Source organism: Microvirga aerophila (assembly GCF_003332305.1).
Taxonomy (GTDB): Bacteria; Pseudomonadota; Alphaproteobacteria; order Rhizobiales; family Beijerinckiaceae; genus Microvirga; species Microvirga aerophila.
This window is the reverse complement of the sequence record NZ_QOIO01000006.1, coordinates 70,852-87,694: the sequence shown is the minus strand read 5'-3', so window position 1 is coordinate 87,694 and position 16,843 is coordinate 70,852. Positions and strand designations below refer to the sequence as shown.

At 65.5% G+C, this 16,843-nt stretch carries 13 protein-coding genes; 4 read left to right on the top strand and 9 right to left on the bottom strand.

Going from position 1 to position 16,843, the window contains the following annotated elements; genetic code table 11:
* Window positions 1-50 precede the first annotated feature (50 nt).
* The 3 genes from DRB19_RS04645 to DRB19_RS04635 form a co-directional block, all read right to left on the bottom strand.
* Window positions 51-1,418, bottom strand: coding sequence for an ABC1 kinase family protein (locus DRB19_RS04645; RefSeq protein WP_114184870.1), 1,368 nt, complete (start codon window positions 1,416-1,418; stop codon window positions 51-53).
* Between the two features lie 126 nt (window positions 1,419-1,544).
* Window positions 1,545-3,776: a PQQ-dependent sugar dehydrogenase gene (locus tag DRB19_RS04640; RefSeq protein WP_114184869.1), complete on the bottom strand. Its 2,232-nt coding sequence runs from the start codon at window positions 3,774-3,776 to the stop codon at window positions 1,545-1,547.
* A 225-nt stretch (window positions 3,777-4,001) separates the two neighbouring features.
* A complete protein-coding gene (locus DRB19_RS04635) occupies window positions 4,002-5,864 on the bottom strand; it encodes a M3 family oligoendopeptidase (RefSeq protein WP_114184868.1) in 1,863 nt (620 codons plus the stop codon).
* A 363-nt stretch (window positions 5,865-6,227) separates the two neighbouring features.
* Here DRB19_RS04635 and DRB19_RS04625 point away from each other — a divergent pair, with 363 nt between their 5' ends.
* The 3 genes from DRB19_RS04625 (at window position 6,228) to DRB19_RS04615 (ending at window position 10,934) form a co-directional block, all read left to right on the top strand.
* Window positions 6,228-7,265 carry a sigma-54-dependent transcriptional regulator gene (locus DRB19_RS04625; RefSeq protein WP_114184866.1) on the top strand — a complete coding sequence of 346 codons (1,038 nt, stop codon included), beginning with the start codon at window positions 6,228-6,230 and terminating at the stop codon, window positions 7,263-7,265.
* Window positions 7,266-7,372: 107 nt separating this feature from the next.
* Window positions 7,373-9,097, top strand: coding sequence for a L,D-transpeptidase family protein (locus tag DRB19_RS04620; protein WP_114184865.1), 1,725 nt, complete (start codon window positions 7,373-7,375; stop codon window positions 9,095-9,097).
* 136 nt (window positions 9,098-9,233) lie between these two features.
* On the top strand, window positions 9,234-10,934 hold the full coding sequence (locus DRB19_RS04615; protein WP_373867345.1) for a peptidoglycan L,D-endopeptidase MepK: 1,701 nt from the start codon (window positions 9,234-9,236) through the stop codon (window positions 10,932-10,934).
* A 51-nt stretch (window positions 10,935-10,985) separates the two neighbouring features.
* Here the strand turns inward: DRB19_RS04615 and DRB19_RS04610 are convergent, their stop codons facing one another.
* From DRB19_RS04610 to DRB19_RS04600, 3 genes are all read right to left on the bottom strand, one after another.
* Window positions 10,986-12,413 (bottom strand): alpha,alpha-trehalose-phosphate synthase (UDP-forming), encoded by a 1,428-nt coding sequence (locus tag DRB19_RS04610; RefSeq protein ID WP_162815584.1) that lies wholly within the window; start codon window positions 12,411-12,413, stop codon window positions 10,986-10,988.
* A 63-nt stretch (window positions 12,414-12,476) separates the two neighbouring features.
* A complete protein-coding gene (locus DRB19_RS04605) occupies window positions 12,477-13,001 on the bottom strand; it encodes a hypothetical protein (RefSeq protein ID WP_114184863.1) in 525 nt (174 codons plus the stop codon).
* A 160-nt stretch (window positions 13,002-13,161) separates the two neighbouring features.
* Window positions 13,162-14,286, bottom strand: a complete 1,125-nt coding sequence (locus DRB19_RS04600) for an alkene reductase (RefSeq protein WP_114184862.1) — start codon at window positions 14,284-14,286, stop codon at window positions 13,162-13,164.
* 106 nt (window positions 14,287-14,392) lie between these two features.
* Here DRB19_RS04600 and DRB19_RS04595 point away from each other — a divergent pair, with 106 nt between their 5' ends.
* The gene (locus tag DRB19_RS04595) at window positions 14,393-15,283 is read left to right on the top strand and encodes a LysR family transcriptional regulator (protein ID WP_114184861.1); all 891 of its coding nucleotides are present in this window, start codon (window positions 14,393-14,395) and stop codon (window positions 15,281-15,283) included.
* Between the two features lie 49 nt (window positions 15,284-15,332).
* On the opposite strand, the gene DRB19_RS04590 is transcribed toward DRB19_RS04595, so the two are convergent.
* The 3 genes from DRB19_RS04590 to DRB19_RS04580 form a co-directional block, all read right to left on the bottom strand.
* Window positions 15,333-15,593: a DUF2312 domain-containing protein gene (locus DRB19_RS04590; protein WP_114184860.1), complete on the bottom strand. Its 261-nt coding sequence runs from the start codon at window positions 15,591-15,593 to the stop codon at window positions 15,333-15,335.
* A 62-nt stretch (window positions 15,594-15,655) separates the two neighbouring features.
* Window positions 15,656-15,961 carry a DUF1244 domain-containing protein gene (locus DRB19_RS04585; protein ID WP_114184859.1) on the bottom strand — a complete coding sequence of 102 codons (306 nt, stop codon included), beginning with the start codon at window positions 15,959-15,961 and terminating at the stop codon, window positions 15,656-15,658.
* Between the two features lie 10 nt (window positions 15,962-15,971).
* Window positions 15,972-16,805 carry an N-formylglutamate amidohydrolase gene (locus DRB19_RS04580; RefSeq protein ID WP_114184858.1) on the bottom strand — a complete coding sequence of 278 codons (834 nt, stop codon included), beginning with the start codon at window positions 16,803-16,805 and terminating at the stop codon, window positions 15,972-15,974.
* Window positions 16,806-16,843: the final 38 nt, after the last annotated feature.

Below are 16,843 nucleotides of genomic sequence, written 5' to 3'. Positions count from 1 at the left end.
CCTAGTCCCCGGCATCGCCGTAAGGCAAGACGGGCCAGGGCGCAACCTCGTTACGCAGGAAGCGGCAATCCGGCCGCCGTAAGAGCCTCGGTCTGACGCGCCGCGAGGGTTTCCAGGGAAAACTTCTCGATCTCGGCCTCGAACAGCTGGTGATAGTTCAGCTCCGCCTTGAGGTGCAGGAACACGGCTCCCAGGCCCACCGCGGCGCGGTCCATGAAGACGAATTCGCGCGGGACGGTCACAGGGCCCTTCTCCTTCAAGGCTTTGTGCACCTCGAAGGCCTGGCGGCGGCCGTATTCGCCAGGTTTCACCCCATCAGCCACCGTGCGGATGCGGTCATCGAGGAGCGGCGCGTAGATGAAGCGGGCCCAGATGTTGAGGATGTCGATGAGCTCGTTCGACAGGTCCTTGAAGCCCCAGGTCTCGTAGGCGTGCACGATACGGTCCCGCTCACCGCGCTGGAGCCCCCGATAGAGATCCACCACGCCGCCCACGAAGCGGGGATGGAAGATGCGAACGCAGCCATAATCGAGAAGGTTGATCCCCTTCGCCTCTCCGTCCTCGGAGAAGACCGTGTAGTTGCCCAGATGCGGATCTCCATGAATGACGGCTGCGTGGCTGAAGGGGTGCCACCAGGCCTTGAACATAGCGATGGCCAGCCGGTTGCGGATCTCCGTCTCGGCCTCGGTGAATTGCAGGATCTTCTCGCCCTCCAACCAGCTCAACGAGAGAAGGCGTTTCGTCGACAGGTCGAGATGGACCTTGGGCACCCGCACCTGCTCCACGTCGTCGAGCGCCATGGCGTAGAGCGCGGCGTGCTTCGCCTCCCGCTCGTAATCGAGTTCCTCGCGCACCCGCTCGCCGATTTCCTTCGAGATCTCGCGGGTGTCGATGGCCGGGTCCATGCGGCGATGGACGGCGAAGACCAGTTCCAGCTGCTTTAAGTCAGCTTCTACGGCGGATTGCATGTCCGGATATTGCAGTTTGCACGCCAGCCTCTCCCCGTCCTTCGTGGCGGCGCGGTGCACCTGGCCGAGGGATGCGGCGGCGGCCGGGTTCAGCTGGAAGGAGCCGAAGCGGCTCTGCCAGTTCGGTCCGAGCTCCGCCTGCATGCGCCGTTTGACGAAAGCCGCGCCCATGGGCGGCGCTTCGCTCTGCAGCTTCTGCAGCTCGGCGGCGTATTCCGGCGGGATCAGATCGGGGATGGTGGCGAGAAGCTGCGCCACCTTCATGATCGGCCCCTTCAGGCCGCCGAGCGCCTGGGCCAGCACCGCCGCGTTGGAGGCATCGCGCCCATCGAGGTTGAAGAGCCTTGCGCCCGCCATGCGGGCCGCGACCCCGCCCATATTGGCCCCGACGCGCGCATAACGCGCGGCGCGGGCCGAGAAGCGGTTCCCTTCGCGGTCGGTATCGGACATGGAGCGGGATCTCTTCCTCAGGAAAGTGGGAGATCCTTAGATATGGCGTGAAGCGCCGAACGCCAGGGCGGCCCCGGGGGGCGCGGCTTCGACCCAACGGGCAGATGGACGCAGAGTAGGTCCGGATTACAGCATGAAATCGCCCGCCCGAATGGTGAACACACCATTGAGACGGATCATGCCTTCGGCCTCGAGATCGCCGTCCACGTTCAGGAGGACATGCGTCTCCGCGCCTTGGACTGCGTAGCGCACCTGTCCGGCCGCCGTGAAGGCATCCGTTCCCACGAAGGCAAAGGTTTGGCTGCCGCCCCGCGTGGTATTGGCATCGATCTGGGCAAGATCGAAACGATCGCCGGCGGAACGCCGGAAGTCCAGCACGAGATCGGCGCTGTCGGCCCGGCTCTCGGCCACGGATCGCCATCGGAACAGGTCCCGGCCCGCCCCGCCCTCGAGGATGTCCGCACCGGCCTGGCCGCGCATCTGGTCGTTTCCCGCGCCGCCGCGCAACACGTCGTTGCCGGTGCGCCCGCTGAGCCTGTCATGGCCCGCGCCGCCAGACAGCAGGTTCGCGAGCGCGTCGCCGATCAGCACATCGTTGTGCGAGGAGCCTGCGATGTTCTCGAAGCCGGAGAGCACGTCCCCCAAAGCGCCCGGCCCGCGCTGGAGAGAGCGGCCCAGATCGACCGTGACGCCGGCGGCAAAGCCCGCATAGCTCACCGTGTCGACTCCGCTTCCTCCCGACATGGTATCCCGGCCCGGCCCGCCATTGATCCAGTCGTCTCCCGCGTTGCCGGAAAGCCGGTCGTTCCCGGCGCGTCCGGACACGCTGTCGTTGCCGGCTCCTGCATTCACGGCGTCGTTGCCGTTCGATCCTCTGATGATGTCGTTAAAGGCGCTTCCAAACACGCCCTCGATGCTGGAGAAGCGATCTCCGGCCGCCTCCCCGCCGCTCTGGGTGATCCGGGACAGGTCCACCACCACGCGCTGCGGCGAGTCGCTGTAGACCGCAAAGTCGAAGCCGTTTCCGCCCAGCAGGCGATCGGCGCCCGCGCCTCCCTCGAGGCGATCCGAACCATTCTCGCCCCGCAGGGTATCGCGTCCGCCGCCGCCGTCGATCGTGTCGTTGCCGCCGCCGCCTCTCAGGTCGTCTCCGGCATCGGCGGCAGGATCCGCGGCGCCGCCCGACGTGAGATCGAGACGGAAGATCTTGCCGCCGATGTCGACGATGTAGAGGTTCCCAGATGCGTCCTCGCCCAGGGACGGAACCGAATTGATCGGACCGCCCGCGACCGCGGTCTGGTCCGTGTAATCCGCCAACAGTCTCGAACCGTTGGCGGGTTGCAGCGTCCAGATCCGACTCGTGCTGAAATCCGAGAAGAAATACTGGCCCTGAAACGCCTCTTCGGGGCCGCGATAGACATAACCGCCCGTCACCGCCTGACCAGACGCGCGCCCGTAGGAGTGGATCGGGTTGGTGAAATTCGGGAACGAGGATGAATTGAACGGACCCTCGGTCAGGCTCCAGCCGTAATTGGCTCCTGCCCTTCCCAGGTTGATTTCCTCGAAGGTCCCCTCGCCTACGTCGCCGATGTACAATTCCCCGGTCTGGCGGTCGAAGCTGGCGCGCCAGGGGTTGCGCAGGCCAGCCGCAAAAATGCCGGTTCCCGCTGCGCTGCCGCTGATCCCCGCGATGGACGCAGGATTGTCCGCCGGGGCCGCGTAGTTCCGGCCGGCATCGTTCGGAAATGCGTCGGCATTCACGTCGAGGCGGAGGATCTTGCCGAGCTGATTGAGGCTTTGCGCGTTCGCCCGGACGGCTCCGTCGCCGGTCGCCGCATACAGATACCCGTCGGGACCGAAGCCGATCCATCCGCCGCGATGGTTGGTCGTGGTCGACGGGTAGTCGATGGTCGTGATGCGCCGCATGCTGGCGGCATCGGCTCTCGACGGATCGGAGGCGAGCGTCTGATATTCGCGGATTTCCGTGTCGCCAGCGGTGTTGCTGAGATAGACGTAGAACTTCCGGCTCGTGGCGTAATCCGGCGCGAAGGCCAAACCAAGGAGCCCCTGCTCTCCGCTCGTGGCCACTTGGTTCGACACATCGAGGAACGGCGTCGCGAGGGTCTGGCCGGTGGCGGCATTGTGGATCTTCACCAGCCCCCCCTTCTCCACGACGAAGAGACGGTTCGGATCGCCGGGAGGAATCGTCAGGTAGAGCGGACTGTTCAGGCCCGAGGTGATGGCGGTGGCGGCAATCGTCGGCGCGCTGGTGGATTGTGGATCGTATCCGTAGATCGTGTCGGCCCTGCTGCTGCCGACGAGAATGTTCTCGGCGTTGTTACCAATACGAGTGACCACTACAGGCCTCCTGCCTGCCCCGCATTGCCGGCGCTGAACGCGCTCTGTGATCCGTCATCTGACCATGACTCAAAAAGCTGAGTATCCCAAAGCCCACATGCTTTTCCTCAGGACGAGGGATAGAGATATGAACCCGTCTTGCGGCGCAGGATGGCCCTTCGGGCAATCGAGCGCAACCTCACCGGAATTTCCCGATCGAGATGGAATAAATGGGTGAGAGGCGGCTCAAGCCGCCTCTTTCTCCATGTCCTCCAGTTCGCCGATCAGCCGCTCGATCATCGACAGCCCGATCTGCCAGAAGGCAGGATCGCGGGCGTCGAGCCCGAAGGGCGCGAGGAGCTCCGAATAATGCTTCGTGCCGCCCGCCGACAGGAGCGCGAAGTAGCGGTCCACGAAGCCTTCGTTGGCGGTCTCGTATTTCCCGTACAGCGAATTCACCAGGCAGTCGCCGAACGCATAGGCATACACGTAGAACGGCGAATGGATGAAGTGCGGGATGTAGGTCCAGAAGGACTCGTAGCCGTCTCCCAAACGGATCGACGGGCCGAGGCTTTCGTCCTGCACGGACATCCAGAGCTCGCACAGCTTGTCGGCCGTCAGTTCGCCGTTGCGGCGCTCCAAATGCACCTTGCGCTCGAACGAATAGAACGCGATCTGGCGCACCACCGTGTTGATCATGTCCTCGACTTTGGCCGCCAGCATCGCCTTGCGCTGGACCGGGTTGGCGGTCTGGTCGAGGAGGCGCCGGAAGGTGAGCATCTCGCCGAAGACGCTCGCGGTCTCGGCGAGCGTCAGGGGCGTCGGAGCCATGAGCGCCCCGTTGGGAGCGGCGAGCACCTGATGGACGCCATGACCGAGTTCGTGGGCCAGCGTCATCACGTCCCTGGGCTTGCCCTGGTAGTTCAGCAGCACATACGGATGCACTGAGGGCACCGTTGGATGGGCGAATGCCCCCGGGGCCTTGCCGGGGCGCGTGGGCGCGTCGATCCAGCTCTCGTCGAAGAAGCGCCTGGCGATGTCGGCCATGCGCGGCGAGAACGCCGAATAGGCTAAGAGCACCGTCTCCTTGGCTTCATCCCAGGCGATGGTGCGCTGCTCGACCTTCGGCAGGGGCGCGTTGCGGTCCCAGTGGTCGAGCTTGTCCTTGCCGAACCACCTGGCCTTGAGGGCGTAGTACCGATGAGACAGGCGCGGATAGGCCTCGCGCACGGCGGAGACCAGCGCCTCCACCACCTCGCGCTCGACCCGGTTGGCGAGATGCCGGGAATCCGCCACATCCTCGAAGCCGCGCCAGCGGTCGGAGATCTCCTTGTCCTTGGCAAGCGTGTTTGTAATCAGCGTGAAGGTGCGCAGATTGTTGCGGAACGTCTTTGCCAGGGCGTCGGACGCGTCCTTGCGCACGCCCTCGTCCGGATCCTGCATCTTGTTGAGGGTCGGCTCGATGGGCAGCTCCTCCCCGCGCACGGTGAAGCGCAGGGACGCGATGGTCTCGTCGAACAGGCGGTTCCAGGCAGCGCGCCCGGTCACCGACTTCTCGTGGAAGAGCTTTTCGATCGTGTCGTCGAGTTGATAAGGCTTGTCCTTGCGCAGGTCCTCGACCCACGGGCGGTAATGGGCCAGGGGCTCCTCGGCCACGGCCTTGTCGAGCACCGCGTCCTCGATCCGGTTCAGCTCCAGCCCGAAGAAAAGCAGTTCGCTCGACGCCGCGGTGAGCCGCTCCTGGGTGTCGCCGTAGAACTTGGCGCGGGCCGGATCGGTGGTGTCGCCCGAATAGACGAGGCCCGCATAGGACATAAGGCGGCCCAGGAGATCCTCGATCGCCTCGTAGCGCTTCACCGCCTGGCCGAGCATCTCCGCGGCCTCGCCGCCACGCGCAAGGCCGTCGAGCTTGCCTCGATAGGCCTCGGCCAGCGCCTTGCACTCCTCCTCGGCCTTGGCGAGATCGCGCTTGAACGCTTCGCTGTCCATGGCCGGATAGAGATCCGCCAGATTCCATTCGGGCAAAGCGCCCAGTTCGGCTTGGGCCGCGCCCGCGGAGGCCGTATGGTGAAGGGGGGAAGCGGTCTGGAGGTCGAGAGTGCGTGGCATTTCCGGAGCATGGTTCGAGGTCAGGTGACCATCACATATTGGCTCCTGCGCCCCTGGATCAACCCGATCCTGCCCGAGAGTCGGGCCCATCCAGGATCGTCGCCTCTCGCGGCCGCATCCTGAGGAACTGGCTCATGCCTCTCACCTCATCCTGAGGAGCCGCGTGAGCGGCGTCTCGAAGGAGGATCCTGCGGTCTCTGGAGACGCTTCGCTCCTCAGGATGAGGCTCACACCGATGATCCGCTCTTGGCCGGATTGAAGGCATCCTCTGAGGATAAGTTCCGCGCGGGCCCTCCCGTTAAGAACTCGTTTACCCGCGTGGCCCAGCATCGGGACATACGATCCTTTGTTTCACACCCAATCATGCTCCTGGTACAGATCTTCACGGACGACATCCGCGCCGTTCGGCATGGCGCGCCTCCCCATGCAGCGGGCTCCGACTGGGCAAGGGTCGTGCGCTTGGGGGATCGCGCCGCCCGCTCGGCGATTCCGGTCCTGATCCAAGGGGAGCCGGGCAGCGGGGCGCAGGATCTTGCCCGCGCGATTCATGATGCCGGCGAGCGCAGGCAGCGCCCTTTCGTCCGATTTCATGCGGGCGACCTCACGGAGCAGGATGGGCCTTCGATCCTGCACAAGCGGTTGCAGGAGACCCATGGCGGCACTCTTCTGGTTCAGGACGTCGAAGGGCTGGCAACCCCGGCCCAGCACCAACTCTTCGAGGCCTTGCACCCGCAGGACATGTCAGGACGCGCCGGACGGCGCGGGGCTCGCCCGGATGTCCGCATCATCGCGTCTACCAGCGTCGACCTCAGCGAGTCGGTGCGCCAGGGCGGCTTCCGCGAGGACCTGTTCTACCGACTTCAGGCCCTGCCGATCTCCCTGCGGCCGCTCCGCGGCGAGCGCGGCTCGATCCTCGCATGGGCGGGGCGCTTCCTCGAGCGCTCCGCCGCCGAGGAAGGCAAGTCGATCCACGGGCTGTCCGCCGAGGCGGAAAATCTTCTCCACGGTTACGACTGGCCGGGCAACCTGCGCCAACTCGAGACCACAATCTTCCGTGCGGTGATCCTGGCTGATGGCCCGCTCCTGAGGCCGTCCGAATTTCCCCAGATCGCAGCGCATGTACCGGGCTGCCGGATTGAAATCCCACCGGCGCCGCAAGCGAAACCGCCGGCGCCGATCCGAGAGTTCACTTTGGCGGAGAGGCGCGATCCGCATGTGCTTGCGCTCGTGAACGAAACCGGCGAGGTATCTACGCTCGCTGAGTTGGAGGCGCAGGCCATCCGGTTCGCGCTCGTCCATTATCAAGGACAATTGTCCGTGATCTCGCGTCGGCTTGGCATCGGACGTTCAACTCTTTACCGGAAATTGAAAGAACTTGGCTTAGACGATGCAGCCGCATGACGGGTTTGTGCGTTAAGCGTAGCGGGTGTGCGCCGTCACACGGAATTTTTCGACCAACATGGGAGGATGTTCAAACCTCCCTTTTCATTGCGACGAGGAACTGGGTCATGCGGGATTTGCGCACGACGACACTCTGGCTGGGTCTGCTCGGATCCGCCTCCCTGCTAACGCTTCCCGCCGCAGCGCAAATCTCTCCCCAGCCCGAACCGTTCGTGCTGACCGACACGGTGGCGGCCGAACCCTCGTTCCACGATGTCGCCACCGGCGCGACGCCGAGGGCTTCCGCCGCGCCGCAGGCCGCAGCCGATAGCGGCCCGGCGGTTACCATCGATATTCCACTGCCCGGACCGCTGGATGTTGCGGTCACCCGCTCCAACTGGCTCCGCATCGCCATCGAGGAGCGTCTCGCGGACGAGACGGCCATGCGGGAGCTGCGCCTCAGCCGCGCCGACCGCGATGCGCTGTCGGCGTTCTACGCCCAGGCCGAGCGCCCGCTGGCCTGGGTGCAGGACGGCACATGGACGCCCGCCGCCCGTGCGGTGGCCGGCCAGCTCAGGGCCGCTGCGGAGGATGGTCTCGATCCCACCAACTACCCGCTCCCGGATCTTGGTCTGCGCAAGGACGCCGCTCCGGCCAAATGGGCCGAGGCGGACATGAAGCTCAGCGTATCCGTGCTCCGCTACGCCCGCGACGCTCGCGGGGGACGAATCGACCCCACCCGACTTTCGCGTCTGGCGACGCCGAAGCTCGATCTCCCCGATGCGGGCGACGTGCTGGCCAAGGTGTCGACCGCCAAGGATGCGGGGGCAGCGCTCGCATCCTACAACCCGCCGCATCCAGGCTACCGCGCCCTCAAGGAGCGCCTGGCGCAGCTGCGCGAGACGCATCCGTCTCAGCCCAGCGTTCAGGTGCCGAAAGGCCCCACCTTGCGGGTCGGCATGCAGGATCCGCGCGTGCCGCTGATCCGGGCCCGCTTCAAGCTTGGCGAGGGCGACGACCGGACAGTCTACGACAAGCGGGTCGCTTCCGCCGTGGCCGAGTTCCAGAAGGAGAAGGGCCTGCCGACGAACGGCGTGCTGACGCCGCAGACCGTTGCGGCCCTGTCGGGGCCCTCCGTAGCCCGCATGGAGGCGGAGCTGATCTCCAACATGGAGCGCTGGCGGTGGCTTCCGGCCGATCTCGGCTCGCGCCACATCATCGTGAACTTGCCGGAATACCGCCTGCGGTTCATGGACGACGACAGGCTGATCCATCAGACCCGGGTCATCGTCGGCAAGCCTGAATCCCAGACGCCGATCTTCTCGGAAGAGATGAAGTATCTCGTGGTCAATCCGTCCTGGACGATCCCGCCTTCGATCATGAAGAAGGAGATCCTTCCGGCACTGGCGGCCGACCCGAACTATGCGGCGCGGAAAGGCTATAAGATCATCCGCCGCGGCAAGCAGATTTCGGTGCAGCAGCCGCCCGGCGAGCGCAATGCCCTGGGCTTCGTCAAGTTCATGTTCCCGAACGATCACGCGGTCTATCTGCACGATACCCCCAACAGGAACCTGTTTTCGGCCGCCAAGCGCGCCTTCAGCCACGGCTGCGTGCGCGTCGACCAGCCCTTCGAGCTGGCGGAGGAGGTTCTAGGGGCGGACGGCAAGTGGCCCGAGAAGCGGCTTCGCGGCCTGATCGGCAAGGGCGAGCGCTACGTTCACCTGAGCAAGCCGCTGCCCGTGCACCTGACCTATTTCACGGTGGCGGCCGACGAGCACGGCCAGCTGAAGACCTTCGACGACATCTATGGCCTGGACCGCAAGGTCCGCGCGGCCCTTGGGTTCGCCTCCTGAGCAAACCCTTGAATTCTCCTGGAATTTTCCCGTGTTTTTTGCCCCGCGCTTAACCGGGAGGTAACCGTCTTCGGCAAAGATCCTTTCACTATAAGGATGCCGCTCTGAGTTCGCGGCGCTAAAGACGAGTATTACAGTGAGAGTATTGCGTTCGGATCGCTCTGCGGTCGCGTCGAACCTTTTGCGTCGTGCCGGCATTGGTCTTGCGGCATTGGCGGTCGTTATGGTGGGTGGCATACGTGGCACACAGGATGCCGTCGCCAATGGCGATACGCGCACCCTCACCTTCTATCACAACAACACGAAGGAGACCCTCACGGTCACCTTCCGGCGCAACGGCCAATACGATTCCGCGGCGTTGCAGCAGCTCAACTGGTTCCTGCGCGACTGGCGCCGGGATGAGCCGACCCGAATGGACCCCCGCCTCTTCGACACCGTCTGGGAGGTCTATCGCGAGGTGGGATCAGGCGCGCCGGTCCGCGTGAACTCGGCCTATCGCTCGCCCCAGACCAACTCGATGCTGCGGCGGCGCTCCAGCGCGGTTGCGAAGCACAGCCAGCACATGCTCGGCAAGGCCCTGGACTTCTACCTGCCCGACGTTCCAGCCCAACAGGTGCGCGCCATCGGCATGCGCCTGCAGAACGGCGGCGTCGGGTATTATCCCAACGCCTACACGCCCTTCATCCATCTCGATGTGGGAAGCGTGCGCGCTTGGCCGCGCATGACCCGCGACCAGCTCGCGCGCATCTTCCCGGACGGCAAGACGGTGCACATCCCGGCGGACGGCTCTCCGATGGCCCGTTACGAGGAAGCCAAGGCCGAAGTTCTGGCCAAGGGCGGCACCGTGGCCGGATACACCGCCTACGCGTCCGCCGAAGAGGTCGCGCAGCCCAAGCGCAAGAGCTTCTGGGCCACCCTGTTCGGCTTTGGCGGTAGCGACGAGGACGAGGACGTGGAGGAGATCCGCACCGCGTCACGCCCGGGCCGCGCCGTTCTGGCGGCGCGCTCCAGCGCGCCGAGCCCGCAAAACCCACAGAACTATTACGCCAGCGATTCCAACTCGTCGGTTTATGCGGCCCTGCAGACGACCGCAGCGCCCGCCCCGCAGGCGATCGCAAGGCCGGCGCCCGTGGTGCAGCCGCGGCCCGAGCCTGAGCCGCAGGCCGTGGCCGTGGCGCCCATGTCCATCGCACCTGCCCTGCGTGAGGATCTGACCCCGCCTCCGCTCCCGCCGACCCGGATCGCCGGCCTGCCGAATACCGTCGAGACCCCGACGGGTCCGTCCCTCAATTGGCAACAGGGGCCGGGTGGGCAGGCCCTGACCCGCTCCGGGCTGGGCGGCATGCCGCAGGAGGTCGCCTTTGCGCCAGTTCCGCCGCGCCGACCCGATGCGGATGACATCGTGGAGACCGGCGCCTTGGCGTATGCGCCCCTTCCGCCGGTGCGCCCGAGTGCGCTGGCCGAGTCGAACCCGATCCCGGGCATCCCGGAGCTTCGCGGCGCGACTGGCCTGGTGGCGAGCACGGCGTCGGACCAGCACCCGCTTCCTCCGCCCAGGCCCTCCATGCGCCCGATCGCGGTTGCGGCGGCGAGCCCTGTGGAGATCCCCGTTCCGAGCCTGCCGGCCCACAAGCCTGCAGCGAAGGAGGACAAGCCGACGCCCGCCGCGGTGAGCAAGGCGGCCCCTGCCCCCAAGAAAGGGCCGCCGACAGCGCTGAGCGCTCTCTTGTCGGCCGAGCCGAGCCTGTCCACAGGCTTCACGTCCAAGCCCATGGGAGATCTGGCGACGAACCGTTTTACGGGCCCCGCCGTCAAACCTCTGCCGGTGACGCGATAGGTCAGACGGAAAAGGCGGGCCAAGCCCGCCTTTTTCATATGGTCGCTTGTTCTAGCGCTGTCCGGCGCTCTGCACCGGACGCAGGATGCGGCCTGCCCCTGGAGACCTGCCTCCTGAGAGATCCTTCAGGAAAGAGGCCGTCCACGACGCGATATCGCACTGGGTGATCGTGGCCATCATTCTCTCCCAACGAGCCACGCGCTCCTCCCGGCCCATGTAGAGGGCGTCCCGGATGGCTTCCGCGACCTCGATCTTGTCGTTGGGATTGACGATGAGCGCATCGGTCATTTGCTGCGCCGCGCCGGCGAACTTGGACAGGACCAGCATGCCCGGATCCTCCGGATCCTGAGCCGCCACGTATTCTTTGGCCACGAGGTTCATGCCATCGCGCATAGGAGTCACGAGACCGACGCGCGCCAACCGGTTGAGACCCGCCAGGACGGGGCGCGGATAGGTGCTGTTCACGTAGTGGATCGGCACCCAGCCGGGCTCGCCGAGGGAACCGTTGATCCGCCCGAGGGTCTCGTTCACGACCCGGCTCAGGGTCGCGTATTCCGGGACCTCGCTGCGGCTGACCGGTGTCACCTGCAAATACGTCACCTGCCCGCGCTGATCGGGATTGCCGATGAGAAAGCGCTCGAAGGATTCCATCCGCTCCGGAATGCCTTTTGAGTAGTCGAGCCGGTCGATCCCGATGATCAGCCGGCGCGAACCCAGGCCGGCGACCGTCTGGCGGACGAGGCGGTTCGTGGAGGAGCGCTTGGCGGCCTGCTGAAAGCTGTTGACGTCGATCCCGATGGGAAATCCTTTGACGCGGATCTGCTTCTCGCCCAGCTCGACCAGATCCCCTTTCCGTTGAATGGCTCCGACCTCCTGGACGAGACCGCGCCTGAGATTGTCCGCGTCGAGATCGGTCTGCACGCCCACGAGGTTGTACTCGGTGATGTCGCGCAGGAGATCCTGGCTTCCGGGCAGGGTTCCAAGCACCTCGGGAGCAGGCCACGGAATGTGGTGGAAGTAGCCGATCCGGTTCGTCACCCCGAGCGCTCTCAGTTCCGCCGCCAGGGGAATGAGATGGTAGTCGTGGACCCAGATGAGATCGTCGGGTTGGATCATGCCGGCCAACGCGCTGGCGAAGCTGCGGTTGACCCTCAGGTAGCCGGCGTAATCGGCGCGCGAGAACTCCGACAGGCCGATCCGGTAATGCATGATGGGCCAGAGCGCCCGGTTGGCGAAGCCGTTGTAATATTCCTGACGGTCGAGGGGAGTCAGGTCCATGAGGGCGTATTGCACATTCCCCTTGTCGACGATCCTCGGCGTGGTCGAGGGCTGCGCCGCAACCTTGCCGCTCCAGCCGAACCACAGGCCCCGATGGGCCTCGAAGGCCTCCTTCAAGGCGACCGCCAGACCGCCGGCCGAACCTTTTCCCGTCGGATCCGGAATGGCCACCCGATTGGACACAACAACTAGCCGTGGCACCCCACTGTCTCCGTTCGTTTGCTGCGGGTCGATCCGCAACCCGCTTATGGGGGTAAACATCGGCTATTGTTGCCGTAAGACAAGGTCCGACGTCTGCTGCACCGGACCGCCGGGGCTCAGATTGTCGCGCACGACGATGCGCAGCATCCCGCTGCCCGTGTTCTGGATCGTCATCTCGGCCTGGCTGTCGCCATTGACGGGCTTCGGCCAAGCGATCTTCAGGTTGACCACGTCGCCCTTGCGCGTGCCCGTCAGGCGCGCGGGCCCGACCCTCGCGCCGATATAGGTGCCGCTGTAGTCGCCCGAGCGTGGATTGTAGGTGAGATCGGCGGCGATCTGCCGTTGGATGATGATGGCCGCGCGGCAATTGCCCTGGATGCTGATTCGATCCTGGCCGGTGTTGCCGGTGACGCGGCAATTGACCTGCCAGGGGCTCGTCTCTGCATTGCGCTGAACGCGGCCCGATCCCGTCCAGCTCCCCTTGAACCGGTCGAGAAATGCATCCTCGGCGGCTTGGGCTCCTGGCAGCGAGAAGCCCGCAATCATCAAAGCGGCGGCCGCGACGGCCGTCCTGTTCGTCGAAATCATGAGCGCCTCTCGAACCGGGACCGATCAGGTTCGACGCCAATTCCGGCGGATGCGTGTCCGCCGCACCGCACGCCCACAACGCTTTAGGCTTAAACGACGGACATAAGGATACGGCGCGGGAAAAGCGGGTGGTGACGGAAGCTCACCACCCGCATGGTGCTTACGCCGCCGCCGCATCCTTGTCGGCGAGAGTCGGATAGTCCGTGTAGCCGCGCTCGGTGCCGCCATAGAAGCTGGGACGATCGTATCGGTTCAGCGACGCGTTCAGGCGCAGGCGCTCGGGCAGATCGGGATTGGCGATGAACAGGCGGCCGAACGCCACCGCGTCTGCGTCGCCTCGCGCCACCACCTTCTCGGCCGTTTCACGCACGAATCCGCCAGCGACGATCAGCTTGCCGCCGAAGAGCGAGCGGAAGCGGGATGCCGCATCAGGCGCATTCGGATTGAGGGCATTGGTGTCGCTGTGCTGATCCGCCCGTGGCTCGATCACGTGCAGATAGGCCAGCCCACGCTTGCCGAGTTCGGTCGCCGCATAGGCGAAGTGCTCGGCCGGATTGCTGTCGCTCGTGCCGTTGGCGCGTCCCCAGGGGGACAGGCGCACACCCACCCGATCGGCGCTCCAGGCCGCCGCGACCGCGTCCACCACTTCGAGCAGCAGGCGGGCGCGGTTCTCGATCGAACCGCCATAGGCGTCCATGCGATGGTTCGTGCCGTCCTGCAGGAACTGGTCGAAGAGATAGCCATTCGCCCCATGCACTTCCACGCCGTCGAACCCTGCCTCGCGGGCGTTGAGGGCGGCCTGACGGAATTGTTCGATGATGCCCGGGATCTCGTCCTCGCGAAGGGCGCGGGGCGTTTCGAACGGAACGGTGCCGCCGTTCGCATCCATGTGGTTCCCCGCCGCCGCAATGGCCGACGGTGCGACCGGCAGAGCGCCACCGGGCTGCATCGACGAGTGGGACACACGCCCCGTGTGCCAGAGCTGCACGACGATCTTGCCTCCCTTGGCATGGACCGCGTCCGTCACCAGACGCCAGCCGGCGATCTGCTCCGGCGAGTAGATGCCCGGCGCGCCCGGATAGCCATGGGCCTGCGCCGAGATGTCGGTCGCCTCGGTGATGAGGAGGCCGCCCTCGCTTGCGCGCTGGCCGTAATAGGCGGCATTCAGGGCGTTCGGCACATCGCCGGGCTGGCTGGAGCGCAGACGGGTCAAAGGAGCCATGACAACGCGATGCTTGAGATCAAGCGCACCCATCAAGACGGGAGCGAACAGGGAAGCAGACATTAAGAACCTCTGGTGGGAAACTTGGTCTACCGTAGATGCTTATGCTGTATAATCCGATGTAGTCCTCCCAGCTGATAAGGCAGTATAACGAATTGCGATATAGCCGATGAACACCGATGACCTCGCGGTCCTGGTCCACGCGGCCTCATCGGGCAGCCTGTCAGCCGCCGCGCGACGGCTGGGCCTTACGCCGATGATCGCAAGCCGGCGGCTCGCCAGCCTGGAACGGGAAACCGGCACACGCCTCTTGCACCGCACGACCCGCTCGGTGTCACTCACACCTGAAGGCGAGGCGTTTCTGCCCCACGCTCAGGCCATGCTCGAGGCCATGGAAGCGGCCCAGGCGAGCCTCGCGCCCAGCGCGACCCATGGGGCCAACGGGCTGTTGCGGGTCACGGCGCCTGCAGCCTTCGGCCGGAAGGTCGTGGCGCCTCTCATGCCCGCGCTGCTCGAACAGAACCCGGAACTGCGCGTGGACCTGGAGTTGACCGACAGCGTCGTCGACATCGTATCGGCCGGGATCGACGTGGCGGTGCGCATCGGCCGTCTGCGCGATTCCAGCCTGATCGCCAAGAAGCTCGCGCCAAACCCACGGGTTTTGTGCGCATCGCCCGCCTATCTGGAGCGCGCCGGGACCCCTCAGACCTTGGAGGATCTGGGTCGGCACGAATGCATCCTGCTCAGCGGCACGACCCACTGGCCGTTCGAGATCGGCGGGCGCCTCAAGGACATCCGGGTCAACGGTCGGTTGTCGAGCAGCAGCGTCGAGGCGGTGCATGCCGCCTGTCTGGGCGGTCTCGGCCTGGCCTTGTTGTCGGCCTGGGACGTGGTGGACGAGCTTCGGTCGGGCGCGCTGGTGGAGGTCCCGCTCAGCGCAGCCCTGCCACAGGAGATCGCCATCTGGGCCGTTTACCCCAGCGCCCGCTTGGTCTTGCCCAAACTACGGGTTTTCATCGCCGCGCTGGATCAGGCGCTGGCGGAACGACGGAGGGCATAAGCTTTGCGCCGGAGGGGAGCTCCGGCGCAAAATGGTGAACAGGACAGCCTTAGCCGACCATCCCGAGCGCCTGCATGTAGAGTTCGAGGATCGCCTCTTCCTCCTGGCGCTCGGCGTAGTCGCGCTTGCGAAGCGCGATGATCTTGCGCAGGACCTTGGTGTCGAAGCCGTTGCCCTTGGCTTCGGCGTAAACATCCTTGATGTCGCCCGCGATGCCGGCCTTTTCTTCTTCGAGGCGCTCGATGCGTTCGATGAAGGCCTTGAGCTGGTCGGCTGCGACCGATTCGGTCTGAAAAGCTGCGTCGTCCATGAATTCTAGCCTTTGATTGATAGTGTTGGGACCAGGGTTACACCGATTTGGTTGAAGCCGGTTTAATGCGACGGCTTCGTTTCCTGGAAGTCCCGAAGCTGGGAGGTCGTGGCCTCGCGCTGGTGGCGCTCCTTCCACTCCTCGTAGGGCATGCCGTAGACATGTGTCCGGCTGTCGTCCTTCGTGAGCGGAACGCTCCGCGCATCGGCCGCCTCTTTCAGCCAGTTGGACAGGCAGTTGCGGCAGAAACCCGCAAGATTCATCAGGTCGATATTCTGAACGTCCGTCCTTTCGCGCAGGTGTTCGAGGAGCCGTCGGAAAGCCGCGGCTTCCAGCTCGAGCTGTGTCTGGGCGTCGATGTCCTTCATGACTTTGTCCTCAGTGACGGCGCAGGCGCTCCCGCGTGCGGGAAGCGTGGATTCTTGGGGCCCGCAGATCCGGCCGCTTCGCCAGGGGATCGAGCAACCGCGCGAACCTCTCGGCCCATTCCTCGGCGCCCTCGTCGGAAGCGATCAGGTCCTGGCGGATCTCGATGAGCGCATTGGCGAGCCCGCGCACGCTTGCGTGGCGGTCGACCGTATCGCCGGCGAGCGCGCCGTCATAGGGCTCGTTGTCGCCGACCACGAGGCCATCCTCCGCGCTCAGGCCCTCCAGGAGCGGCCGCGCGAAACGCTCGTCCGAATCCCACAGGATGCCTACGTGCCAGGGGCGAACCCAGCCGCGCCAGATGGGCGTGAAGCTATGGACCGTCACGATGACGGGCGGATGACCGGCCGCCATGGCCCGCTCGATATGGGCCGTGATGGCGGCATCGTAAGGATCGTAGAAGCGCTCGATCCGGGCCGCGACCTCGGCTTCGTCCACCTGCGCGTTGCCGGGCACCACCGCGCCATCGGACAGCCGCATGACCAGGGTCGGATCGTCCCGCCCCCTGTTGGGGTCGATGATCAGGCGCGAGAACTGCGTGAGGATCGCCGGAGCCTTGAGACGCCGGGCCAGCGACCGGGTCACGGCGGCGGCCCCGATATCGTAGGCGATGTGGCGCTGGAACTCCGTGTCGGGCAGGCCGAGGTCCCCGAGATCCGGCGGCACCGCGTTGGACGCGTGATCGCACAGGACCAGCACGCCGGATTCGACGGCGCCTTCGATGGTCTCGACAGGGCAAGGTTCCAGGGAGGGGTCGGCAAGCTTGAGCGCGGCAGAAGAATGCATGGACGAGGAGCGGAGTGGTTTTGGGGTTGAAGAAAAGC